The following is a 22,046-nucleotide window of genomic DNA, read 5'->3' as shown; positions in this document are numbered from 1 at the left end:
GCCCTTGTCTGAATCCAGCGCTCCCCAGCCCCCTTTATCTCCAGCCGACACTGAACTTCCAGCAACCAGCGGGGTGATTCTGACCAACGAGCAGATCCAGGGCTTACTTCCCCACCGCTATCCCTTTGCTCTGGTCGACCGGGTGATTGAGCATGAACCGGGCAAACGGGCCGTGGCCATCAAGAACGTCAGCTGCAACGAGCCCCAGTTTCAGGGGCATTTCCCCGGTCGCCCCCTGATGCCAGGTGTGTTGATCGTCGAGGCGATGGCCCAGGTGGGTGGGTTGATCGTCACCCAGATGCCCGATCTGCCGAACGGCTTGTTTGTCTTCGCGGGAATTGATGGAGTGCGTTTTCGCCGGCCCGTCGTGCCTGGCGACCAGTTGCTGATCAGCTGTGAGCTGCTCAGCCTCAAGCGCAGGCGCTTTGGCAAGGTGAAGGCTGCAGCCACCGTGGAGGGCAAACTTGTTTGCTCCGGAGAACTGATGTTCTCGCTGGTGGACTGATGGCGACGTTGATCCATCCCACCGCCGTTGTGGATCCCAGGGCCCAGCTGGCCGATGGGGTTGAGGTGGGCCCCTACGCCGTGGTCGGCCCGGATGTGGAGATCGGAGCCGGTTGCTGGATCGGGCCCCATGTGGTGCTCGACGGTAGGGTGCGTTTGGGTAGGGGCAATCGCATCTTTCCAGGGGCCTGCATCGGCCTAGAGCCCCAGGACCTCAAGTACACCGGCGATCCCACCGAGGTGGTGCTGGGCGATGACAACACCATCAGGGAGTGCGTCACCATCAACCGCGCCACCACCGGCAACCAGCAGACCCGCCTGGGCAGTGGCAACCTGCTGATGGCCTACACCCATCTGGGCCACAACTGTGAGCTGGGCGATCGGATCGTGATTGCCAATGGGGTCGCCGTGGCCGGCCATGTGGTCATCGGAGATCGGGCTGTTATCGGCGGAGTGCTCGGCATTCACCAATTTGTTCACATCGGCACCCTGGCGATGGTGGGGGGGATGAGCCGCATCGAGCGGGATGTGCCCCCCTTCACCCTGGTGGAGGGCCACCCCGCCCGGGTGCGGGCCCTCAACAGGATCGGTTTGCAGCGCAGTGGTTTGATTGACCTCGATGGTGGCCAGGAGTTTGAGCAGCTCAAGCGGGCCTGGACCTTGATCTATCGCCGTGGGCTCACCCTTGCCGAAGCCTTGGGGCAACTCACCCTGGAGCCCCCCCGGGGCGCCGTCGCCCAGCTCTGTGCCTTCCTGGAGGCCTCCCTGGGCCCCTCCCGCCGCGGCCCGATTCCGGGGGGGCGCTGATGCTGCGCCTGCTGGTGAGCACGGGCGAGGTGTCTGGGGATCTGCAGGGAGCGCTGTTGGTCAAGGCACTGCACCAGGAGGCCAGCCGCCGCAAGCTGGATCTGGAGATCGTGGCTCTGGGCGGCGAGCGGATGGAAAGGGCCGGTGCGGAACTGCTGGCCAACACGACCCGGATGGGGGCCATTGGCCTGCTGGAGGCCATTCCCTTTGTGCTGCCCACCCTGAGGTTGCAGCGCCGCCTGAAGCGCTGGTTCAGCACAGACCCGCCCGATGGGGTGGTACTGATTGATTATATGGGCCCCAATGTGAGCCTGGGCTTGCGGCTCAAGCGGCGCTTTCCCCGGGTGCCGGTGACTTATTACATCGCCCCCCAGGAATGGGCCTTCAAGTTTGGCAATGGGGGCCGCTCCAATCTGATCGGCTTCACCAACCAGATCCTGGCGATTTTCCAGGAGGAAGCCCGCTTCTATCGCTGTCGCGGCGCCAAGGTCACCTACGTGGGGCACCCGCTGGTAGATACGCTCGGCGAGCTCCCGAGTCGCCAGGAGGCCCGCCGCCAACTCGGGCTGCTCGATGCTCCGGTGCTGTTGCTGATGCCTGCTTCCAGGCGCCAGGAAATCCGCTACATGCTGCCCCACATTGTCGCTGCTGCTGCGGAGCTGCAACGCCAGCGCCCGGAGCTCCAGGTGGTGGTGCCGGCTGGGCTGCCCGGCTTCGAAGCCCATCTGTCCCTGCAGTTGAGCCAGGCCGGGGTGCGCGCCGAGATCATCCCCGCCTGCGACTCCGATGAACTCAAGGCCTGTCTTTGCGCAGCTGCCGATCTGGCCTTGGCCAAGTCGGGAACGGTGAACCTGGAGCTGGCCCTGCGGGGCGTGCCCCAAGTGGTTGTATACCGGGTCAGCGCCGTCACCGCCTTTGTGGCCCGCCACATCCTGCGCTTCAGCGTGCCCCACATTTCGCCGGTGAACCTGGTGCTGGGCGAGCGGCTGGTGCCGGAACTGCTCCAAGAGGACCTCTCGGCAGCGGCGATCGTGCGGGAGGCCCTGCCCTTACTTGATGGCGGCAATGCAGCTCGCCATACCATGCTCGAGGGCTACCGCAGGCTGCGGCTGGAGCTGGGCGAGCCCGGCGTGACCCAGCGGGCGGCAGTGGCCATCTTTGACCAATTATTGGCAGCCGGATGAAGCGATGGGTGAGGCCGATGGCCTGGCTGCTCGGCCTGGTGCTCTTGCTGGCCAGCTGGGCGCCAGCTCCGGCTCTGGCAGCACCTACTCAGGAAGCCGTGCTGGCGGGGGGCTGCTTCTGGTGCCTGGAGCACGACCTCGAGGTTCTTGCCGGAGTGCTGGATGCCCAGAGCGGTTACAGCGGTGGCTCGCTGGAGAACCCCACCTACGGCCAGGTTTCGGCGGGGGGGACCGGCCACCAGGAGGTGGTGCTGGTGAAGTTTGATACGGCCCGGATCAGCTACGGCGACCTATTGCGGGCCTACTGGCGCAATATCGATCCCCTTGATGGGGGCGGCCAGTTCTGTGATCGCGGCAGCTCCTACAGCCCGGTGATCTTTGTCAAAGGGGATCAGCAGCGGAGCCAGGCCCAGGCCAGCCTGCGTGCGGCTGCAGCCGAACTTCGGCGACCTGCTGAGGCGCTGAAGGTGCAGATCAAACCCCTCAAGCGCTTCTGGCCGGCAGAGAACTATCACCAGGATTACGCCGAGCGCAACAAGGTCAAATACAACTATTACCGCTGGGCCTGCGGCCGCGATCGGCGCCTCGACTCAGTGTGGGGCTCCCGGGCCCGCAGTGGCAGGGCCTGGATCGTGCCAACGGCTAAAACCTGACACCCACCTAGGGCTTGCGGCCCGGATAGCCCCGCAGCAGGCCGCTTTCGATCATCAGGCCCACGCCCGCATTGATCAGAATCAGGCCGAAGGTGCCATACCAAAACCAGGGGCCGGGTGTGGTCAGGGTCTCAACCTTTCCCGTCGCCGCCAGCACCTGGACGCCCTTGCGGATCACGGCCTCACCGAACAGGCAGAGCCCGGCCGGCAGCAGCAGCACACCGAGCTGGGCTTTGACGTACCAGCGGATTTTCTGAGCGGCCATCAAAGGAGCTGGGAGGCAAGGCCCCAAACCTAGGCCGCGGTTCCGGAGGTCGCTCCGGAGCAGATCCAGTGCACCAAAGTGCGCACCCCAAACCCCGTTGCGCCGGCTGGATCCGCGCCCCGGCCCTTGTCGCTCCAGACGGTTCCGGCAATGTCGAGGTGGGCCCAGGCCAGCTTCGGGGTGACGAAGTCCTGCAGGAAAAGGGCGGCGGTGATTGAGCCCCCCGGGCGGGGGCCGGTGTTCTTGAGGTCGGCGTACTGGCTTTTAAGCCCCGCCTTGTAGGAGGAGCGCAGCGGCATGCGCCAGAGGTCCTCCCCTTCCGCCTGCCCCGCAGCCAGCAGGGCATCGGCCAAGCCATCACTGTTGGACCACAGGCCGGCCATCTCCTCGCCTAGGGCGATCACGCAGGCCCCGGTGAGGGTGGCCAGATCGACCACCGCATCCGGTTCGAGTTTGCAGGCGTAAACCAGGGCGTCGGCGAGGGTGAGGCGGCCCTCGGCGTCGGTGTTGTTGATCTCGATGGTCTTGCCATTGGAGGCGGTGAGGATGTCGCCGGGGTGCACGGCGCCGCCGCTGATCATGTTTTCGCAGGCGGCCACGATCACATGCACCTCCACCCCGTCGGGCTTCAGCTCGGCGAGGGCCCTGGCGGCCCCCAGCACCGCAGCGCTGCCGCCCATGTCGTATTTCATCATTTCGATCTGGGAGCCCGCCGTCTTGAGGTTGTAGCCGCCGGAATCGAAGGTGAGGCCTTTGCCCACCAGCACAACCCGGCGCTGCACCGACCCGGCGGGCCTGTAGGTGAAGTGGATGAATTTCGGGGCCAGGTCGGAGCCCTGGGCAACGCCGAGGTAGGCCCCCATGCCAAGGGCTTCGCAGTCGGCGCGCTCCAGCAGCTTCAGCTCCCCGCCAAAGTCGCGCGCAATGGCGGCGGCGGTGTCGGCCAGGTGCTGGGGGGTGGCCACGTTGGGTGGGGCGGCCACCAGTTGCCGCGCCAGTTCAACTCCGGCGCAGATGGCCCCCACCCCGGCCAGTGATTGCTCGAAGGAGGCGGCCACCCCGATCAGGCTGATGGTTTCGGGCAGGGTGCGGGGCTCGGTCTCGCCTTTGAAGCGCAGGTCGCTGTAGGGGGCCAGCCGGGCTGCTCCAGCCATCGCTTGGGCGGCAGCTCCCGCCTCCAGGGCCTCGAGGGGCATGGCCAGGGCCAGATGGCGGCAACCTGCCGCAACGGCCGCCTGGCTGGCGGCGGCGCAGGCCTGGCGCAGGTCGGCGAGGCAGAAACTGGCCGGTTTGCCCAGGCCCACCAGGATCAGGGTTTGGGGTGTGGCTCCCAGGCGATCGAAGCTGAGCGATTCCCCCGGCTTGGCCTTGAATCGTCGCCGCTCGAGCGGCTCGGCCAGGGACTGGCCCAGGGCAGCTGTCAGCTGCTCGAGCTGGGGCTGGTCAGGCCCGTCTTCAGACCCCTGGAACAGGCCTACGGCTAGGCAGTCGCCCTGCCAGTGCTCAAGGGCTGTGGGCAGGGCGTCGGGGATGCAGCGAAACTCCATGGGCCGGCCGGGGTGAGGGGGGATCGTAGCCAGCGCCGCTAGGCCGGATCGGCCTGGAAGGGTGTGGCCCAACGGCTGCGGGTCTCCTTGTTAAAGGGCGGCAGCCAGCGGCGGATCAGCGCCTGTTCGAGGGCGCGGCGAGCTCCTAGGGCGCTGGGCACATCCAGCCAGAAGCGGATGCTGAGCTGGCACACCAGGTTGGCCTTGAGCAGGGCTTCGCCGTAGGCGGCCAGGTAGGCCTTGCAATCGTGCTCGCCTTTCCAGCGCTGGTCGGCCCGGCCGGTTTCACCCACGTAGAGCAGCAGGGGCTGGCCCAGGCCTGCTGGCCGATCGGCCACGAAATAGAGGGCACAGCCGTGCTGGGGGGCGGCTGGCCAGCGCCAGAAGCTGAGGGGTTGGGGCTGGAGGCTCAGGGGGTTGAAGTGCTCGGCTTGCTGCTCGGCCGTGTCGCCCCTGCTGCCGAATAGGGAAATCTGTTCGGCAGCAGCCTGCTGGTTGGCGAACAGGGGCCCTTGGTGGCAGGCCAGCCGCCCCTGCCATTGCTCCAGTTGGTGGGCCAGCAGGGGGATGGCCCCGGTCCCTATCTGGCCCACTTCACCAAGCTGCGATCTCCCAAATAGTTCTCCCTGACGTGCCATCGGCCTAGGGCCCCTTACTGGCCGCTCCTTTAGCGGCGGGCGGCAAGATAGGTCCGGCGGGGCCTGGACTGAACTGCACCCGGCCAATCCAGCTCTCCACCAGGGCGGCCGGAAGCTGGAGCCGCTGTTGCAGATCGGCCAGGTCGAGGAAGGGAGCGCGGTTGCGTTCGAGCAGCAGCCGGCCCAGCCGTTGGCTGTCAAGGCCCAGCGATTGGAGTTCCCCCGCCGCTGCCCGATTGAGATCGATCCGCTTGGCGGGCATTGCTGGCGGGGCGGGCTCGCTGTACCAACGGAACTCCAGCAGCGGTAGCCAGGTTTGCACCAGGGATTCGGGCAGCTCCAGCACCCGCTGCAGGTCTTCGCTGCAGCTGAGCTGGATTCCACTTGCCTGGAGGCGCAGCAACAGATCCACCTGGGAGGCCGCCATCCCTGGCAAGCGCAGCCAGTCGGAGGCGGTGGCGCGGTTCACATCCAGGCGCCAACCCAGGGCAGAGGCCCGCTGCACCGCATTGGCATCGTTAAGCCGCAGGCCTGGATTCTGCTGCAACTTGAGGGCGAGCAGCTCACGCTCTACCTCCTCTAAGGCCAGGGCCTCAGGCTGGGTGGGTTCGCCCTGGGTTGGCCTGGTCTGGGTTGGTTTGGTAGGGCTCCCTTCGGGAGGGTTGGGCTGCCGCGCTGCCGCTGGAATTTGACCGGTTGCCCGTAGCAGCTGACGCGCCAGGGGGTCCAACCAGTGCCTCTGGGCCATGGCGGAACGCTGCCGATTCGAATTGCACCGAACTTAGCTGGGGTCTTAGTCGTTCGGCCAGTCGATCAGCCCCAGACGCAGGCCAAGCACGGCCGCGTGGGTGCGATCCCGGGCCCGGAGCTTGGCGCTCAGATTGCGCAGGTGGGTTTTGACCGTGTTCCATTGTTGTTGCGCCACGGACTGTAATGATGGAGGGAGTTCTGGGGTGCTAATGCCATCGACACGGCAGCGCCGGACGGCTCCGTTTGTGACGGTTGAGAGTCTGGCGGCGCCCGTCGCTTTCAGTTACCAGCGGGTCAGCAGTGGCCAGCAGGTCGTCGGCCATGGCCTTGATCGGCAGGCTGATGCAGCGGCGCTCTGGTGTGCGGCCAACGGCCACCAGCTCGATCAGCAGCTGGCATTTTCTGATCGCGGCAGGAGTGCATACAGCGGCCGCCACCTCAAGGGTGCTTTGGGGCACTTCCTGGAGCTGGCGCAGTTCGGGCAGCTCGGTCCCAGTCCCGTGCTGCTGGTCGAGGCCATCGACCGGCTCAGTCGGCAGGAACCGTTGGATGCCATTGAGACGATCTTGAGCGGGCTGGTCGGCAGCGGCGTGCGGGTCATCACCCTGGAGGACCAGCAGGAATACAGCCGGGTCACCATTGCCGCCGATGCCAGCAAGCTTCTGGTGCTGGTGGTGAAGATCCAGGCGGCGCACGAGTTCAGCAAGCGCAACGGGATGCGCAGCAAGGCCAACTGGGCCAAGCGCTATGAGGCCATCAAGGCAGGCCAGAAGGACCCATCGCCACGTTGCAGGCCGTTCTGGCTCGACTGGGATGGCGCTGCTGGCGACTTCAAGTCCAACGCCAGCACGGCGATGGTGCAGCGGTGTTTTCAGCTCAGCGAGCAGGGGCTGGGTCACGCCGCGATTGGCCGACAGCTCACGGCTGAGGGTTTCACCAACACCGCCGGCAGCACAGTGACGGGCGCCACCACTGGCCTGCTCCTGAAGGATCGCCGGGTGTTGGGGGAGCGTGAGATCACTGATCCAGACGGCAACACCGAGACGCTGCAGGGTTACTTCCCGGTGATCGTCAACCTCGGTCAATTCGACCGCTGCCGTGCTCTGGCCACGGCGAGAGATACGGCACCAGGGCGAGATCGCAACTCGATGCGGGTGCGCAACCTGTTTGCCGGGGTGCTGAGATGCCCCTGCGGCCTGCCATTGGGGCATCGCGCCAGCCATGGCGGCAGGTACGAGAAGCTTCTTTGCCAGGGACATCTCGATCTGCGTTGCGCCGAGCAGGTCGGTTGGCTCAACTACGACGAGGAAGCGTTGCTGCTGTCCTTCATGGCGCAACGGTGGGACAAGTTCTTCAGCGTTAAGGCCGATACGCGCCAGCAGCGGGAGCTTGAGGGGCAGCGCCTTACGCTGCGGACCACGTTGGCCAAGCAGCAGCAGCAGGCCGCTAACGCGGAGGGGAACGCTTCACGGCTCCTTCTCGATGGCCAGCTGGGTAAGGACACGGCGGACATGTTGGCTAGCACCGTGCGGAAAGCCACGGCAGCCGCAGATCAGACCAAGCGCCAGCTACTGAAGGTGGATGCAGCGCTGCAGGCGTTGCTGTCTAAGCCCAGCGGCAAACAGATGGGCGAGCAGATCAAGACCAAGGTGAAGGCCTTCCTGGCGGATGGTCGTCAAGATCCTTCGGAGCGGCAGCGATTCAATGGCTGGTTAAGGAATCTCGGTGTGCGGATGAGACTCCAGGGCCGACACCTCAGCTGCCTCAGCTGGCAGGAAGGCGACCGTTGGGGTGAGGCTCACGTCTACCGGGCGGGGGCGGGAAAGGTGGTTTCTGACGAGACCCTCGCTGACATGGCCGTCCTTGGCTTCAGCGAGGTCGATAGGGAAGTGCGGTTGGGGGAGATCAAGGCTGAGAAGCAAATGGCCGCAAAGGTTGGCCGGCCGCGACGGCAAGCCAAGCCTGTTGCGCATTCTGTGGGGATGCTCCAAGGCAAGGCGGTAAAAAATGCAGCCCAGGTCTCCAGTCCCACGTCATCACCGTGACCGCGGCCCGACAACGGCCTGGGTGCCCGCCTACCTAATTGTCGCCGTGCAGGGACTGTCACACCGCTGGCGAAGGCGTTTCTGCAGGGGCTAGGCAGTTTAAAGGCCGCTGCTGCGATTGAGCTGCTCGGTACTGCCTTTTTTTTTGGGGGGGGGATTGTCTGAGCTATCGCTTCTCGGCTTACAACCACCTGCCCAACAGCAACGCCAGCTGTGCTTGGCGCACCTGGTTCGCGATCTAACGGCCATCGCCGAACGCCCGGGCGCCGGCGCTCAATTCGGAGCAAAGCTGCTGGACCTAGAGCAGCAGCTGTTTGGCCACTGACACCGCTACAAGAAGGAAAAGATTGACTGGTCCTCCTTGCAGCAAAGCTGCCTGCCGATTCGCCGTGCATTTGAGACCACGCTGCAGCAGGTAGTGGTGCTGGGGCTACCAGCACGGCGAGCTGACGTCTTGGGCCAGCACAGTGCGGAAATGCCAGTGGCTCCAGAAGGTTACAGGCGGCCTCTGGACCTTCCTGGAGACGGGGGAATCGAGCCCACCAACAACGCCGCAGCCGCCTACTGACGGTTACCGCCACCCTGCGGCAACAGGGCCGCGACGTCTGGGAGTTCCTCGAGCAGGCCTGGATCGCCCATCACCGCGGCGGGGTGATGCCGTCACTGCTGCCAGATCCCTGAGAGCAGAAGAAAGTGCCGCAATGCATCTTTGCCCACTCAGGGATAGCTATGAGGCGCGTATTCGCGCGGCGTAGCGACCCGACCCCTGAATGCTTACAGGAATTTATCGGGGTGGCCATAAGCTGAGCCTTGACATCGTCATACAATAAGAGACAGCAGATGGCTTTCAGCTTTATGCCTTTACTCGTCTTTGTCATCGCAGTAATCTTGATTGGTTTGCCAGTAGCCGGCACGCTTATACATGCCAAGAATGTACGAGCTGCCAAATCCATTTTGCCCAGTCTCCGGCAGACATTTGTAGGATTGCATGGGATTCAGCAAACTGACCAAGTAAGGTGCATTCGGATCGATGAAATTGGCATAAGTGAATTTCCACAAGGGACAGATGTAGGCACAGACTTCTTGACACTCTTTTGCTCAGTCATCGAGCCTGATCTTGGTCAATCAAATGAATTAGTGAATTTCACAACTGCAACTGGAGGCGTCCTCGGCGGTCGCTTTTCATTTAGAATTGAACCAGGGCGATGGCATTTAATCGACTTAAGCTTCTTAAGTTTCCCCCCAATTAGAAGGTGGCCTTCTATTCCGCTATTCAATGCAAGCCTGGATAGGTTGTGTCGACAAGGCTCTGTCTCTTTTTTTGGACAAGGCTCACTTGACGCGGAGGTATGTAGTCTGATGTTTCTTAATCTTCCCGAAGCTCAATGGGCGTGCAAAGCAGCAGCAGAGCTGGAGGCCACGCTTGAGCCTATAACTGCTACATATTATGCATCATTATCAAATGAGCTGCTTTCGGGAAATAGTAAGCAATTGCTAAAGATGATCAATGTATTGCAAGCTGAACACGAATCGCTATGCGCCTATGCCAGAGAAGCGCAAGATGCCATGAGAAAGGCGCACGAGTATTTGTCGGTTCCAAGCATGCTTAAAGATTTAGGGGCAATCAATATAGACAGTCTTAGAGTTTACTCGAGAAGAAAACACATAAGAGATGCGTTTAATTCAAGCGTTGCTACCAAGGCTGAATATGACGAACTTCGGAGCAGCGCATTGTAAATCAAAGTTCGCTCTCTAGGGGTGAAGGATCTCTGGATATGTGACACTATTCATGATAGGTCCAATGAAGCCTTGGTACTCCACCCGTGTATGCCCCCCCCCCTAATAAAAAAACTTAGCGGCCCTGGCTGGAGAGAAGCCAGAGGTCTTCCTGGACGTCTCCAGACATCTCCGGAGATGGCTCTGGTCCCTGCTCCCAGCCAGCCTCTTCCCCCGTTGCTGGAGGAGCCCGAGGAGGACCAGGAGGCTCCGGAGGAGCTGGTGGCCGCGGCCGTCTCCCACCTGGATGGTCTGCTCTCCTTCCTGACGAAAGCGGCCCGAAACAGCTGGGAGCTTCCCACCTCCCAGGTCCAGCTTCTGGTGGGGGCCAAACCCCGCGGGACCACCTTCTCCAGGTATGGGTTCAACTTCCGGCCGGCTGGGAAACACGGCCAGGAGACCAGCTTGCCCGGTGTCAACTACGAAGGCGCCCGCCTACCTAATTGTCGCCGCGTAATTAGCTGGAGGGTAGAGCGGTGAGCTTTAAGGCCTTTCGGGCAGATGTCCGCCGCTGCATGGTGGTGAACACTCCCTGAGCTGCCGAGTAGGCACTGACCCCCCCGCCGCGAGGCTTCTCTTAACCGCACCACCCCCCATGAAACGTCTCCCTCTTTCCATAGCTGGCCTGGCGCTGGTTTCGGTCCTGACCGCCTGCGGTGATCCCTCCACGACCAACTCGAGCGACACCGGCGCTTCGGCCCCGTCGTCGCTGGCGACCAGCAGTCACAAGGCTGATATTCCCGACTACGTCCTGAGCCCCTACACCGCAGACCAGTACCCCAAGCTGTTCGCCGCCTTCGGCAGCCGCATTGACGACGTGGAGCGCCTGCGTCGCGCTGCCGCCGAGAAAGCCGCAGCGTCACCGACCTGTGATCGCGTCGAAGTCGTCGAGCTTTCCCAGGTTCGCAGCAGCCTGAGCGACCTGAACTACTTCGTGGACTGCGCCAACAGCACCCGATTCCGTTTCTCCGAGACAGAACTTGCTAGTGCCGGCCCTGTTGCTTCTGAGACCCAGAAGGCTTGGGGCGAGGCTGAGGCCCGCAGCGCCTGCGAAGAACTGATCCGCCAGAGCGCCTCGATCCCCACCAGCGTCAAGGTTCATAGCTTCCTAGGTACAAGCGTCTACAAGGCCCCGAGCACAGGCAACGTGGTCGTTACCTCTGACTTCGATGCCAAGAACGCCTTCGCCACAGAGATCGGATATCGCGCCAAGTGCTACTTCGAGCCTGGCGTAGCCACAGGCAAAGTCGAGATCAGCCAGCGCCTCAGGTAGGGGTGGCCGGAGATCCTTGATCGGGATGGAGAGCAGTGGAGCGGTAAGACAGGAAGACGATCTGATTTCTGGAGGGCGTACCTGGAGAGGCAAGGAGAATTTTCTCCAGGGCCAAAGGATCCTCCACTTATTGGCCAGCCTGGGGAACCCTCTCTTTCGTGTGATCCCCCCCCCCCCCTGGCGCAGCAGCGGCCGCAGCAGGTCGCCGTCGTTGATCCCGTGCTGGCGCAGGCGATTGCCGCTGACCCGCATGTAAAAGGTGCAGACCGGGTTGGGAACCAGAGCAGCATGGAGATCTAGGTCCTCAGCGAATGAGTCCTGGCGGTAGGGGACAGGTTCGCCAATGGGCAGGTCGGCCAACATCCAAGCTTCGGCAGCAGTACGGCTGTTCTACTCCTGGTGAGGGTCGGCATGGCGCTGATCTGGAGCCGCTAGGAAGCAGCGCGGACTGACATACATTCCCGGAGCTTGCGCTGATGCCATTGCTGGCCGCGGTTGTGCCATTGGTTGCGCGGCCCTGTCGCCTTCTGCGCTGGCGGAGCGGGCCGGCGCGATCAGGCTGGCGGGCAGCACTTTCAGCCAACGCCATGCTCCGCATCCACTGCGATCGCAACAGCCTGCTGGCAGCCCTTGCTGCCCACTGGGTCGACCAGCAACTGCAGATCCCGCCTCCGCTCAGGCCACAGATGCGGCCGATCCGCCGCCTGCCAGGGCCGCTGCGCTGAACAGGCTGCAAGCCATCCGCGAACGGAGGTGCCAACCTGGATGTCATCAGTCCTTTAGTTGGAGAGCGCCGGTGGGAATCGCGATCGAGCTCAGTGACCAACAGGCCCAGGCCTTGAGCGAAACAGCACGTCGGCTTCACGTCAGTGAGGCCGATCTCGCTTCTGCTGCAGTGCGGGATCTGGTTGCTCGGCAATCGGTTGATTTCCAGGCCGCTGCGGATCGGGTGGTCAACAAGAACCAGGAGCTCTATCGCCGGCTGGCCTGAGCCTGGCGGAGGCATGCCCGGTCTGCGGGACCTGGGCCTGCTGGAGTCCTCCATCGCCCAGCCCCACCAGAGCTTTGGCGGTGTTGATCTTTACCCAGGACTGAATGCCAAAGCAGCAGCGCTGGGGGTCTCCCTGATCCAGAACCAGCCCTTCGTGGATGGCAACAAGCGGATCGGCCATGCCGCCATGGAAACGACCCTCGTACTGAACGGCGTCGAGTTGATCGCCACAATCGATGCTGCAGAGGGCGTTGTTTTGGCAGTGGCCAGCGGCGAGCTTGATCGCGAGGCCTTCTCGCGCTGGGTCGCAGATAACCAGCAGACGACCAAACCGCTCTGATCCGTATCAGCAGCAGGTTAAGGGCGGACTTGATTACCCAGCTCGCTCCGCGCACCGCGAGCCTGGGCCGTAGACTGGTACGCACATACCAGTTCAGTCATGGCGCGCAACGTCATCCAGTTCCAGAAAGGCCTTTCACTGCCTGACTTCCAGCGGCTCTACGGCACCGAGGAGCAATGTGAGGCTGCTTTGGAGAAGGCGCGCTGGCCCGGTGGGTTCCGCTGTCCCCGCTGCAATGGCCATGAGCATGGGCTGGTCTATGGCCGCAGGCTCAAGTGTCCGCCGACAATGAAGTTGGCCGGTCGGCGACAAGCTCGTTGGCCGGTGGGGTGAGTGCTGGAGACCCTGGTGCCGATGCGCAGGGACCAGGGGATGCCGGCACCACTGACAAGCCACCAACGCAACCTGTTCATGACGAAACGACGAGGCGGCAGCAGCCAGGAGGCTGCTGCCGCGGCGGCGGGCATCTCAGTGCGCAGTGCTCGCCGGATTGAATGCAATCAGCTGCAGCCGCGGGCGAACCAGCCCCGTGGCCGCACCCGCCCCGATCCGCTGGTGGGGGTATGGGAGGAGGAGCTGGTGCCGTTGCTGCAGCGTTCACCCGCGCTGACGCCGATCACGCTCCTGGAGCATCTGCAGCAGCAGAAACCTGATGTGGACTGGATTCCGCTACAGCGCACCCTGCAGCGTCGGGTGCGGGAGTGGAAGGCACTGCACGGCCCGGCGCCGGAGGTGATCTTCCCTTTGAGCTATGAGCCTGGCGAAATTGCCTTCTGTGACTTCACCCAGCTCAAGGGGGTGGAGGTGACGATCGCCGGCCAGGTGTTCCCCCATCTGCTGTTCCACTACCGCCTGGCCTGGAGCGGCTGGAGCTACGCGCAGGTGGTCCAGGGCGGCGAGAGTTTTGCCGCCCTCTCCGAGGGTCTGCAGAACGCTCTGGCTGCCTGCGGCGGGGTGCCAGGTGAACTGCGCACCGACCGGTTATCAGCAGCGTGCCGTAACCGCAACGGCAGTTTTAGCTCCGACATCACCCGCCGTTATCACGCCCTCTGCAGCCACTACAGCCTGGCCTACAGCCGCAACAACCTGGGGGTGGCGCATGAGAACGGCCGTGTGGAGAGTCCCCATGGCCATCTCAAGCGGCGGATCGAGCAGGCGTTGCTGCTGCGCGGCAGCAGTGATTTCGAGACGCTGGCTGAATACCAGGCTTTTCTGGCCGCGGTGATTGACCAGTACAACAGGCCGCGCCTGATCCGGCTGGAGCAGGAGCAGGCGGCGCTGCGGCCACTACCGCGGTTTCGTTTTGCCGACTACGACATTGAACAGCTCACGGTGCGGCGCACCAGCACGATCGAGGTACGCAGAGTCGTGTATTCGGTGCCGCCGCGGCTGATCGACCAGCGGCTGACGGTGCGGATCTTCCACGACCGGCTGCAGCTGCTTCTGGGCCGGCAGATCGCCTGCGAACTGGAGCGGCGCCACGGCGGTGTCGAGCGTCATGGGCGGGCGTGGAGCATCGATCTGGAGCACCTGATCGATGCGCTCAGGCGCAAACCCCGGGCATTGCTGCACTGCAGTTACCAGCGGGAGCTGTTCCCCGATGAGCGCTGGTGGCAGCTGTGGCAGCAGCTGCGCAATGGCGGTGACCGTGACGCCGCCGCCCGATTGATGGTCGAGGCGCTGTATGTGGGCTGCCGCCTGGCGGGCTACGAGCCAGTGCTGGTTTGGCTCGAGAAGGCCCATCAACGGCAAGGGCTGTCGCTGGCGGCGCTGCAGCAACGCTTCCGGCTGCCGCCCCATCGCCCCCACCCACCGCAACGCATTCCCCAACACAGCCTGCAGAGCTATGACGACCTCCTTGCCCTCCATCCCGCGGCCCCAGGCGGCGGAAGCCGCCCTGCCGATCCTGCTGCGACAGCTGCGGTTGGCATGGATCCGCTGCCACTGGCAGAGCATCGCCTCGCATGCTGAGGGCGAGGGCTGGAGCCCCAGTCAGTTTCTCTATGCCCTGTGCGAGCAGGAAATGGAGCAACGCCAGCAGGCCCGCCAGCACCGGCTGCTGCGCGCGGCCCAGCTGCCCTGGAGCAAAGCGCTGGCGGACTACGACCATGGCGGCCGGATCGAGGCGCACCGATGGCAGGAACTGGAGGCCTTGAGCCGCCAGAGCGAGTGGCTGCAGCGGGGCGAGAACGTGCTGCTGTTCGGCCCCAGTGGCGTCGGCAAGACCCATCTGGCCATCGGCATCGCCCTGGCGCAGATCGGCCTGGATCAGGCCTGCCGCTTCTATCCCGCCACGAGCCTGGTGCAGGAGCTGCAGAAGGCCCGCGCCGAATACAACCTGCCGGCAGCGCTGGAGCGGCTGGATCGCTACCCGCTGCTGCTGATCGATGACATTGGCTATGTGCGGCGGGATGAACAGGAGAGCAGCGTGCTGTTTGAGCTGATCTGCCACCGCTACGAGCGCCGATCGCTGCTGATCACCGCCAATCAGCCGTTCACCGCCTGGGATGAGATCTTCCCCAGCAGCTCAATGACCGTGGCGGCGGTGGACCGGCTGGTGCACCACTGCCACATCGTCGAGATCAGCGGCGACAGCCACCGCCGTGCCCAGGCAAGCCGGCGCAGCGGCAGCAAATAGCCACAGCAGCCGTAGAGAAGCGGAGAACAGCCCGGGAGATTGTCGTCCGGCGACAACCTGGTGCCGATGGTGCCAGACCCCGGCGGGGAGCTCCGCGCTGCCGGCGGACCGTGGGTTCCGCCGGCTCGTGCGCTCCGCGAGAGGTTGGGGCGGAGGGTTCAGCAGTGATCCCAGCAGCCAACCGGCCAACGTGGTTGTCGCCTGGTGCCGATCAGAGGAAGTCAGTGCTGGCAATCAGTTCCCCTCACCGGCCAACTTGATTGACGCCAAGCGGCCAAGGGGCTTGACGCGGGACACTCAAGCGCTATCAGTGCCGCAGCTGCGGCCATCAGGCCACGCTCACGGCTGGCACGATCATGCAGGCCACGAAATTGCCTCTGACCACCTGGTTTCTGGCCTTTTACATGATCGGGCAGGCCAAAACAGGGATCTCCTCGCTGGAGCTCAGCCGCCACCTGGGCGTGAACTACGACACCGCCTGGCTGCTGCACCACAAGCTTCTGCGGGCGACGGCTGATCGGGAGGAGGCTTACCTGCTGCGGGGGAAAGTCCAGATCGATGATTCCTACCTCGGCGGAGAACTGCCGGGCGGCAAGGCAGGTCGGGGTTCAGAGAACAAGATCCCCATCGTCGCGGCCGTCTCCTTGAATGAGGCGGGCCGGCTGATTCACGCCAGGATCACAGCCGTGAGTGGCTTCAGCTCAGAGGCCATCGCTGAGTGGGCCAAGCGCCATCTGGCGCCCGGCAGTCAGGTGCTCTCCGATGGCCTGGCCTGCTTTCGTGCCGTGACCACGGCAGGCTGCAGCCATCAGGCCATCGTCACCGGTGGGAAGCACCCAAACGACTTGCCGCAGTTCCGTTGGATCAACACCGTGCTGGGCAACCTCAAGACCGGCTTCAACGGCACCTTCCACGCTTTCAATTTCGACAAGTACGCCAGGCGCTACCTGGGCGGCTTCTGCTTCCGGTTCAACCGGCGCTTCTCGATGGTTGCGATGACTGATCGCATTGCCAATGCGGTCTGTTGCTGCATGCCCTGCACGGAGCGGGATCTCAGGGTTGCGGAGGCTTATGGGTAATCAAGCAGGCTTTTGACCGCATCTGTCGAGGATTTATTTGAAGCCTCAATTAGAAGATCTGTCTTGATATTCTGATTACGAGCCGACTCGCACTGCTCCGCAATCAGGCTTGATACTCTTTTTACCTCTATAATTAACTCTTCAAGGTTCCTAGCCAAACCATCATCCCGTCTTGCGGGAACTATTGGCAATCTATTCAGGTCTGACTGAAGGTTCTCAAGCTTAATGGCAGGAGAACTTGCTATTGCCCTAATCCGATTTGCGCTCAAGGTAGCATTAAGATCTGCCAAGGCAAATTTGCCGATATTGCCAATGCCGGTTATTGACTTGAATGATTCTGCTATTCGCTTAAGTGCCGTTGATGATTGATTAACGCACTCATCAGCCAGACGCTTGAAGTACTTTGCATCGCTCTCGCTTGCAATGCGTGCGATGTTTTGCGCTGGCTGCCACTTACTATCTTCTAGTTTAATTACTTGGTCGCCTGAAGCATACCAGGCCATCTCTGACTCGTTAAACCTTAGATACTTACCAGCAATTTTCCGTACATCTTTTGTGCTCAGCTCAGTGGCATCAATACTGTGCCCATTTTCATATTGCATATTAATGTCATCATCATCGCTAGGTCTTTTCGCTTGATTGGCTGCAAATTGCTTGACAAAGTCCTCAGGACTAACGCCAGCATCTCCCAGCGCTGATTCAAAGGCGACCAAGGAGCCAGCCAGGAATGGCGGAAAGAGCAATACGCCAAGGCTGCTTGTCGTAATTGAAATTGGATTGTGGCTTGGTAGTTCAAATGGCATTGCTCAGATCCGGCTATCCGAATTAATAGGTCAGACAGAACGTGCGAGTGGATTCCCAGGCTTCAAGATAAAGGTCCATCAATTGGACTGGCTAACGCTGCCCCTGAGTGGCAGGCAGGAGCTGCATAGCGCGAGCAGGTTAATGGTGGTGGCCTGTCTACTCAAGGGGCTTGTTAGATTTACGTCAGAGAGGTTTTGGGTAACTTCAGAACTTCTTTAACAAGCTTCTCTAGAGTAGTCTCACCTCGAAGAATTGCGTTCAGTAACTCGACTCGCTGCAGGTCAAATCGGTTATTATTGATTGGGCTACCCATGGGCGCAATCAACAGGTTGTAAGGACTCACATATCTCATGCGAAGCTTTGCTTCTCCATTCATTTGGACAACTTTTCCGTCAGAAACGGTAGAGCCATCATCGTATTCAGCTCTTGTAACCAAACTTCCCTTATAAATAGCATACTCCTCATAGGCATACCCACATACCTCAATCTGTTCCGCCTCCGACACGGAATCGTAAAGCCCTGTCCTTTCAGAAGGTCTTGCTTTAATGTAAACAAAAGACTGATAGTATTCGCCTGCATTCACAGCCGCGATTTCGTCAACAACTAGCTCTTTGGTATCAAGAAGAATAGTGTCAGGCGCGAGAGTCTCAAACCTGCTGATATGCATCTCTCCAGTTCGCCACCACCAGATAGGAGTAGTCTCGCGAAATGCAATAGGTTGGCGGAACAGGATGTTTAAGCGTTCCACTGCCTCGAATGGATCCGTAAACCAGTGAATGCCTCGTACACCAGGAAAGGCATCACTGAATCGGCTACTGAAAAATACTGTGTTGCTCTGACCATGTAAGGACGGCAACTTATCTGCATCATCATTGGCAAACGGACTCCTACCAAGTACAGGCTTTGGCCTTAAGGGGATGCCAAAAAGCTCATGGAGTAGCTCTTTCACTTTTTCAGCAAAAGCGCTGTTATCTGTGAAGTCTATGTATGCTCGCCCACCCAAACAAACTGGTGTCTTGCATGAACCGCTTACTTCTCTAATGCATGGAATAAACTTGGTGGTATCTTGAGAAGAAAGTAGTTCAGAAGTAAGAATATTCTTTTCATAGCCAGCCCCCCCCCCAGCCCTTCGTTGGACTTGGTGTTGTAATTATCCGTGCATACAACCAGCACTCGATCCGCGTTCGTCAAGCCCTTTTCCATAAACTTGTGAATATTGGAGCCGAGCTGTATATCCCATTGATCCAAGGTAACCTCTACCCCATTCTTTACAAGCTCGCAAGCAAGCTGGTAGACCCAGTCCTTATGGGAATCGCTGTCGTGAGAATAGGAGATGAAAACCGAGGGATTTTGCATTGGATTAAAATTCGAAATCTAACGCTGCCCCTGAGTGGCAGGCAGGGAGATTGGGGTGGCGCAGCAGAGATCGAGCGGTGGCCTGTCCACTCGAGGGGCTTGCTCGAAGGTGGCTTATATCAATAATCCAGGATAATCAACACTTGAATGAGCAACACGAGAATCTCTCAATTTTCAGCCTAGTTGCCGCACAAAACTGTCTTTCAAGCACGATTGATTGCGCTTCAGCGGCTTATGCCAGAATCTATATTCCCAAGATTATTTGAATATTGCCTTTCGTAAAGCTATAAATGACGCCTATCAGCTTCCTTCCGTTTTCAATAATTTTGCGTAAGCCCCCTCTGATTCACGTATTAAGCTCTGATGGCGGCCTCGCTGGACGACCACGCCACCATCGAGAACAAGAATAAGATCAGCATCTTGAATCGAACTAAGACGATGAGCGACGACAATCTGTGTGCAGGATCTGCATCGCAGTGCTTCTTCAATACGCCATTCTGTATCGGCGTCAAGAGCACTCGTAGCCTCATCCAGAATTAAGATTGCGGGATCTTGAAGAAGTGCTCTTGCAAGTTCCAGGCGCTGCCTCTGGCCGCCTGAGAGATTTCGGCCTCCCTCTTGCAAGACGGTGTTGAGACCCCCGGGCAGCGTTTCAATGAACCAATCAAACTGGGCCTCTCTGCATGCTTGTAATAGCTGTAAATCTGTGAGATCCGATCGCCAAAGCCGAAGATTCTCTCGGATGCTCAACCCATAAATGGTGATGTCCTGCTGCACCATCGCCAATGAACCAACTGCAACATTCCTGGGGATGGCAGTGAGTGGATAGCCATCAAAGAGGATGGAACCGCTGCTTGCTGGCAGAAGCCCCGCGATCAGCCTCGCTACCGTGCTCTTCCCAGAGCCACTTTCTCCGACCAAGGCCACTCGCATACCCGGAGAGATTGTGATACTTAGATCACTGATCACAGAGGGGCGAACAGGAGAAAAGCTGAACCCTAGATCTTTAATTTCTACAAGCCCTGATAGCTGTTGGCGTTCGGCAGGCCATGGCGACAACTGTGCCGGTGTGGCGTATTGCAACAAAGGATCAATGGGGTGACTCAGCACGTCGTCAAGACGTAGAACTGCTGTTTCGACCTCAGGAAGGTCGGCCACAAAACCAACTAGTCGGTCTACTTCTCCCTTGAGGCCAGAAGCCACCTGCTGGGCGGACAGCAGCATCCCAAGGGTAAGACGACCATCAACTACGAGCAGGAACCCCACTATTAACACGCCCAGGGTGTTGAGCTGGCTGAGCAGGTTGGGCCAGAGGCCGAGCGCTGCCTGCCGCAGCGATAGACGATGTAGGAAAGCCTGGGCCTTTCTCTGGTAGCCATCAAAGCGCTGCATCACATCCGTCTCGATGGCCGTGCTTTTCACCATTTCGATCTCCATCAGGGCAGCCGTCAGGGTGCCCTCTGCCTTACCGGAATCCTTCTCCAGCTGCTGGGTGGCATCCCGCTGTTGTCGCAGGCTCACCATCACAAGCAGAGCATTGAGGGCCGTGGTGATGGCCACCACCAGCCCCAGCTTCGGGCTGTAGCTCAGGGTGAGCAGCAGGTACAGCACCAGCAGCAGGCCCCCGTTGATGAGGGGCAGGAGCTTCTGCGCGATGAAGTCGGCCACCGTGCGGTTAAGCGACTGCCGCTGGCTGATGTCGCCGGCGTAGCGCTGGCGGAAGAAGCCATCCGGCAGATCCAGTACATGGCGCTCGAAGGCCAACGCTCCCTGGCTCTCCAGCCTTTGGCTCAGGTGGCGGATGCCCAGTTGCTGAAGTTGGCTGCCGATGGCCTGCACAGTGATCGCGAGCGCCATGGCCCAGAGCATGGGCTTAAGCCAGTCCCGCAGTGAGGATCCCCACACATCGTCGATGTAGATCTGGGTAAAGACCGGCATCGCCAGCTGAGGCAGGAGCAGCAGCAAGCCAGCCAGAAGAGTGAAGAGGGCTGCGCGCCATTCCTGCTGGAGCCTGCCCCCCACCAGCCTCCAGGCCTTGGTATCCCTGCCACCCTGCTGGAAGGATGGCCCGGGCACCAGTTGCAGCACGACCCCAGTGAAGCCTGCACTGAAGGTTTCCAGACTCACCCAGCGGGGCCCCGTGGCCGGATCGTTGAGGGCCACCCGGTTGCCTTGAAACCCTTCGAACACCAGGAAGTGATTGAACTCCCAGAAGAGGATCAGAGGCGGGCGCTGTTGCAGCAGAGCCTCTAGATCCATCCGGTAGCCCTTGCCCTCCAGCCCATAGAGCGCGCCAGCACGCAGCAGGCTGGCGGCATTGCTGCCATCACGGGTCACGCCGCACACCTTGCGAAGCTCCAACAGGGGCACGACCCGGCCATAGTGGCGCAGCAGGATCCCCAGGCAGGCCGCCCCGCATTCGCTGGCTTCCATTTGCAGAACGGTTGGGGTGCGGATCCTGCCCATGTCAATAGATGCCGCTGATGTCCCGCAGAAGGGGGATCACATAGCTGATCGGCTGGCGTTGCTCCACAAGAACTGACACGTCCGTGCCTGTGCCGGGGCTGAGGATCAGGTCGGGCCCAGGGCCCCCACCCCAATCAAAGCCGCTGCGGGTGCGGGGATCGCGTTGGAGGCTGGTCACCGCTTCAATCAGGGGTTCGTTGCCGTTGTTGCTGCCAGGAGGCTGAACCGTTTGCACCAGGGAATCGAGGCCCAGCCGTTGGCGCAGGGCCTCCCGGCTTACGGGCAGGGTGCGTAGCCCAAGAATCTTCCCGCGGATACCGCCATGGCGCTGGGCCCGGGTGGTTGTGGGAGTGATGCGCACTTCCTGCCCCGGTCTGAGGCGTTTGCCGTCCTGGCTGGGGAAGTAGACCAGGCTCACGATTTCTTTACGCCGGTCCCGGCGGTCCAGGGAGAAAAGCGTGCTGCCGGCGTTCACCACCGCGCCCGGTTGTACCAACTGCTCCACTATGCAGCCCGCCACAGGAGCGACCACCAGGGACCCCCGCCGGTATTCTTCCTGTTGTCTGGTAAGTGCGAGCAGTTCGTCATTGATGCCCTGCCGGCGGGTCTGGTATGCAGCCAGCTGCTGACTGTCAATCCGTTGCAGCTGGAGTTCCTTGTCGATGAAGGTTTCCTCGGAGATCGCGCCGCTGGCCCGGTAAGGCAACAAACGCTCCAGGTCGCTCCTTGCCAGACTCCTTTCACGCTGGGCCTGGAGCGTCGCCAGGTCGTTTTGGCGGCGCAGTTGCTGGAGTCTTCTGCCACCGGCTTCCAGCACCCCCCGAAGCTGGACCAGATCAATGCGAGCCATGACATGGCCTGCTTTTACGCATTGCCCCTCCTTCACCAGGATCTCCTGCAGGGGTCCACTGCTGGGACTTTGCACCGGTA

23 protein-coding genes and 2 pseudogenes are annotated in these 22,046 nt (G+C 61.3%); 15 read left to right on the top strand and 10 right to left on the bottom strand.

Annotated elements, in window-relative coordinates; genetic code table 11:
* Positions 1-4 precede the first annotated feature (4 nt).
* Genes fabZ through msrA form a run of 4 tightly spaced genes read left to right on the top strand, consistent with a single transcriptional unit; the run spans position 5 to position 3,148 of the window.
* Positions 5-505: a 3-hydroxyacyl-ACP dehydratase FabZ gene (gene fabZ / locus H8F27_RS03705; RefSeq protein WP_197151343.1), complete on the top strand. Its 501-nt coding sequence runs from the start codon at positions 5-7 to the stop codon at positions 503-505.
* Positions 505-1,311 carry an acyl-ACP--UDP-N-acetylglucosamine O-acyltransferase gene (gene lpxA, locus H8F27_RS03700; protein WP_197151339.1) on the top strand — a complete coding sequence of 269 codons (807 nt, stop codon included), beginning with the start codon at positions 505-507 and terminating at the stop codon, positions 1,309-1,311. The genes fabZ and lpxA overlap by 1 nt, the downstream gene beginning before the upstream one ends.
* Positions 1,311-2,495, top strand: a complete 1,185-nt coding sequence (gene lpxB, locus H8F27_RS03695; RefSeq protein WP_197151338.1) for a lipid-A-disaccharide synthase — start codon at positions 1,311-1,313, stop codon at positions 2,493-2,495. The genes lpxA and lpxB overlap by 1 nt, the downstream gene beginning before the upstream one ends.
* A gap of 17 nt (positions 2,496-2,512) precedes the next feature.
* Positions 2,513-3,148, top strand: a complete 636-nt coding sequence (gene msrA / locus H8F27_RS03690; protein WP_231596504.1) for a peptide-methionine (S)-S-oxide reductase MsrA — start codon at positions 2,513-2,515, stop codon at positions 3,146-3,148.
* Between the two features lie 7 nt (positions 3,149-3,155).
* Here msrA and H8F27_RS03685 read toward each other — a convergent pair whose 3' ends face one another.
* Genes H8F27_RS03685 through H8F27_RS03665 form a run of 5 tightly spaced genes read right to left on the bottom strand, consistent with a single transcriptional unit; the run spans position 3,156 to position 6,523 of the window.
* A complete protein-coding gene (locus H8F27_RS03685; RefSeq protein WP_197151335.1) occupies positions 3,156-3,413 on the bottom strand; it encodes a hypothetical protein in 258 nt (85 codons plus the stop codon).
* Between the two features lie 29 nt (positions 3,414-3,442).
* Positions 3,443-4,960, bottom strand: coding sequence for a leucyl aminopeptidase (locus H8F27_RS03680; RefSeq protein WP_197151333.1), 1,518 nt, complete (start codon positions 4,958-4,960; stop codon positions 3,443-3,445).
* A 38-nt stretch (positions 4,961-4,998) separates the two neighbouring features.
* Positions 4,999-5,598: a GIY-YIG nuclease family protein gene (locus H8F27_RS03675; RefSeq protein ID WP_197151332.1), complete on the bottom strand. Its 600-nt coding sequence runs from the start codon at positions 5,596-5,598 to the stop codon at positions 4,999-5,001.
* 4 nt (positions 5,599-5,602) lie between these two features.
* A complete protein-coding gene (locus H8F27_RS03670; protein ID WP_197151331.1) occupies positions 5,603-6,346 on the bottom strand; it encodes a hypothetical protein in 744 nt (247 codons plus the stop codon).
* Between the two features lie 45 nt (positions 6,347-6,391).
* Positions 6,392-6,523 (bottom strand): LuxR C-terminal-related transcriptional regulator, encoded by a 132-nt coding sequence (locus H8F27_RS03665; protein WP_197151330.1) that lies wholly within the window; start codon positions 6,521-6,523, stop codon positions 6,392-6,394.
* Between the two features lie 70 nt (positions 6,524-6,593).
* Between H8F27_RS03665 and H8F27_RS03660 the strand changes: the two genes are divergently transcribed.
* The 11 genes and pseudogenes from H8F27_RS03660 to H8F27_RS03615 form a co-directional block, all read left to right on the top strand.
* Entirely contained in the window at positions 6,594-8,393 is a 1,800-nt protein-coding gene (locus H8F27_RS03660) for a recombinase family protein (RefSeq protein ID WP_197151329.1), read from the top strand.
* An 840-nt stretch (positions 8,394-9,233) separates the two neighbouring features.
* A complete protein-coding gene (locus H8F27_RS03655) occupies positions 9,234-10,130 on the top strand; it encodes a hypothetical protein (protein ID WP_197151328.1) in 897 nt (298 codons plus the stop codon).
* Between the two features lie 177 nt (positions 10,131-10,307).
* On the top strand, positions 10,308-10,649 hold the full coding sequence (locus H8F27_RS03650; RefSeq protein WP_197151327.1) for a hypothetical protein: 342 nt from the start codon (positions 10,308-10,310) through the stop codon (positions 10,647-10,649).
* A 115-nt stretch (positions 10,650-10,764) separates the two neighbouring features.
* On the top strand, positions 10,765-11,442 hold the full coding sequence (locus H8F27_RS03645; protein WP_197151326.1) for a hypothetical protein: 678 nt from the start codon (positions 10,765-10,767) through the stop codon (positions 11,440-11,442).
* 587 nt (positions 11,443-12,029) lie between these two features.
* Positions 12,030-12,167, top strand: coding sequence for a hypothetical protein (locus H8F27_RS03640; RefSeq protein WP_197151325.1), 138 nt, complete (start codon positions 12,030-12,032; stop codon positions 12,165-12,167).
* 71 nt (positions 12,168-12,238) lie between these two features.
* Positions 12,239-12,433: a hypothetical protein gene (locus tag H8F27_RS03635; RefSeq protein WP_197151323.1), complete on the top strand. Its 195-nt coding sequence runs from the start codon at positions 12,239-12,241 to the stop codon at positions 12,431-12,433.
* A gap of 13 nt (positions 12,434-12,446) precedes the next feature.
* Positions 12,447-12,773 (top strand): type II toxin-antitoxin system death-on-curing family toxin, encoded by a 327-nt coding sequence (locus H8F27_RS03630; RefSeq protein ID WP_197151321.1) that lies wholly within the window; start codon positions 12,447-12,449, stop codon positions 12,771-12,773.
* Positions 12,774-12,872: 99 nt separating this feature from the next.
* Positions 12,873-13,040 (top strand): annotated as a pseudogene (locus tag H8F27_RS17440) (transposase); the annotation flags it as partial.
* Between the two features lie 66 nt (positions 13,041-13,106).
* The gene (gene istA, locus H8F27_RS17435) at positions 13,107-14,744 is read left to right on the top strand and encodes an IS21 family transposase (RefSeq protein WP_231596503.1); all 1,638 of its coding nucleotides are present in this window, start codon (positions 13,107-13,109) and stop codon (positions 14,742-14,744) included.
* A complete protein-coding gene (gene istB / locus H8F27_RS03620) occupies positions 14,698-15,411 on the top strand; it encodes an IS21-like element helper ATPase IstB (RefSeq protein WP_231596502.1) in 714 nt (237 codons plus the stop codon). Before istA ends, istB begins: the two co-directional genes overlap by 47 nt.
* 299 nt (positions 15,412-15,710) lie before the next feature.
* Positions 15,711-16,490, top strand: a pseudogene (locus H8F27_RS03615) (IS1595 family transposase); the annotation flags it as partial.
* Here the strand turns inward: H8F27_RS03615 and H8F27_RS03610 are convergent.
* The 5 genes from H8F27_RS03610 to H8F27_RS03590 all read right to left on the bottom strand — a co-directional run bounded on the left by H8F27_RS03610 (position 16,481) and on the right by H8F27_RS03590 (position 22,041).
* Positions 16,481-17,293: a hypothetical protein gene (locus H8F27_RS03610; protein ID WP_197151313.1), complete on the bottom strand. Its 813-nt coding sequence runs from the start codon at positions 17,291-17,293 to the stop codon at positions 16,481-16,483. The pseudogene H8F27_RS03615 and the gene H8F27_RS03610 sit on opposite strands and share 10 nt — an antisense overlap.
* A 179-nt stretch (positions 17,294-17,472) precedes the next feature.
* Positions 17,473-18,243 carry a hypothetical protein gene (locus H8F27_RS03605; protein ID WP_197151312.1) on the bottom strand — a complete coding sequence of 257 codons (771 nt, stop codon included), beginning with the start codon at positions 18,241-18,243 and terminating at the stop codon, positions 17,473-17,475.
* An 80-nt stretch (positions 18,244-18,323) separates the two neighbouring features.
* On the bottom strand, positions 18,324-18,650 hold the full coding sequence (locus H8F27_RS18180) for a toll/interleukin-1 receptor domain-containing protein (protein WP_197151311.1): 327 nt from the start codon (positions 18,648-18,650) through the stop codon (positions 18,324-18,326).
* Positions 18,651-18,950: 300 nt separating this feature from the next.
* Positions 18,951-21,116, bottom strand: a complete 2,166-nt coding sequence (locus H8F27_RS03595; protein ID WP_197151310.1) for an NHLP family bacteriocin export ABC transporter peptidase/permease/ATPase subunit — start codon at positions 21,114-21,116, stop codon at positions 18,951-18,953.
* 1 nt (position 21,117) lies between these two features.
* Complete coding sequence (locus tag H8F27_RS03590) at positions 21,118-22,041, bottom strand: HlyD family efflux transporter periplasmic adaptor subunit (protein ID WP_197151309.1); 924 nt, start codon at positions 22,039-22,041, stop codon at positions 21,118-21,120.
* Between the last annotated feature and the right edge of the window lie 5 nt (positions 22,042-22,046).

The sequence above is a fragment of the Synechococcus sp. CBW1108 genome, assembly GCF_015840335.1.
Taxonomy (GTDB): Bacteria; Cyanobacteriota; Cyanobacteriia; order PCC-6307; family Cyanobiaceae; genus Cyanobium_A.
This window is presented reverse-complemented; position numbering and strand designations above follow the sequence as displayed.

Bases quoted from the DNA above. Each gene is read 5' to 3' on its own strand.
- H8F27_RS03595 (WP_197151310.1), bottom strand. From the start codon at position 21,116: ATGGGCAGGATCCGCACCCCAACCGTTCTGCAAATGGAAGCCAGCGAA.
- H8F27_RS03630 (WP_197151321.1), top strand. From the start codon at position 12,447: ATGCCCGGTCTGCGGGACCTGGGCCTGCTGGAGTCCTCCATCGCCCAG.
- H8F27_RS03610 (WP_197151313.1), bottom strand. From the start codon at position 17,293: ATGCCATTTGAACTACCAAGCCACAATCCAATTTCAATTACGACAAGC.
- H8F27_RS03680 (WP_197151333.1), bottom strand. From the start codon at position 4,960: ATGGAGTTTCGCTGCATCCCCGACGCCCTGCCCACAGCCCTTGAGCAC.
- lpxA (WP_197151339.1), top strand. From the start codon at position 505: ATGGCGACGTTGATCCATCCCACCGCCGTTGTGGATCCCAGGGCCCAG.
- H8F27_RS03685 (WP_197151335.1), bottom strand. From the start codon at position 3,413: ATGGCCGCTCAGAAAATCCGCTGGTACGTCAAAGCCCAGCTCGGTGTG.
- lpxB (WP_197151338.1), top strand. From the start codon at position 1,311: ATGCTGCGCCTGCTGGTGAGCACGGGCGAGGTGTCTGGGGATCTGCAG.
- H8F27_RS18180 (WP_197151311.1), bottom strand. From the start codon at position 18,650: ATGCAAAATCCCTCGGTTTTCATCTCCTATTCTCACGACAGCGATTCC.
- H8F27_RS03650 (WP_197151327.1), top strand. From the start codon at position 10,308: ATGGCTCTGGTCCCTGCTCCCAGCCAGCCTCTTCCCCCGTTGCTGGAG.
- H8F27_RS03655 (WP_197151328.1), top strand. From the start codon at position 9,234: ATGGCTTTCAGCTTTATGCCTTTACTCGTCTTTGTCATCGCAGTAATC.
- msrA (WP_231596504.1), top strand. From the start codon at position 2,513: ATGGCCTGGCTGCTCGGCCTGGTGCTCTTGCTGGCCAGCTGGGCGCCA.
- H8F27_RS03675 (WP_197151332.1), bottom strand. From the start codon at position 5,598: ATGGCACGTCAGGGAGAACTATTTGGGAGATCGCAGCTTGGTGAAGTG.
- H8F27_RS03640 (WP_197151325.1), top strand. From the start codon at position 12,030: ATGCTCCGCATCCACTGCGATCGCAACAGCCTGCTGGCAGCCCTTGCT.
- H8F27_RS03670 (WP_197151331.1), bottom strand. From the start codon at position 6,346: ATGGCCCAGAGGCACTGGTTGGACCCCCTGGCGCGTCAGCTGCTACGG.
- H8F27_RS03645 (WP_197151326.1), top strand. From the start codon at position 10,765: ATGAAACGTCTCCCTCTTTCCATAGCTGGCCTGGCGCTGGTTTCGGTC.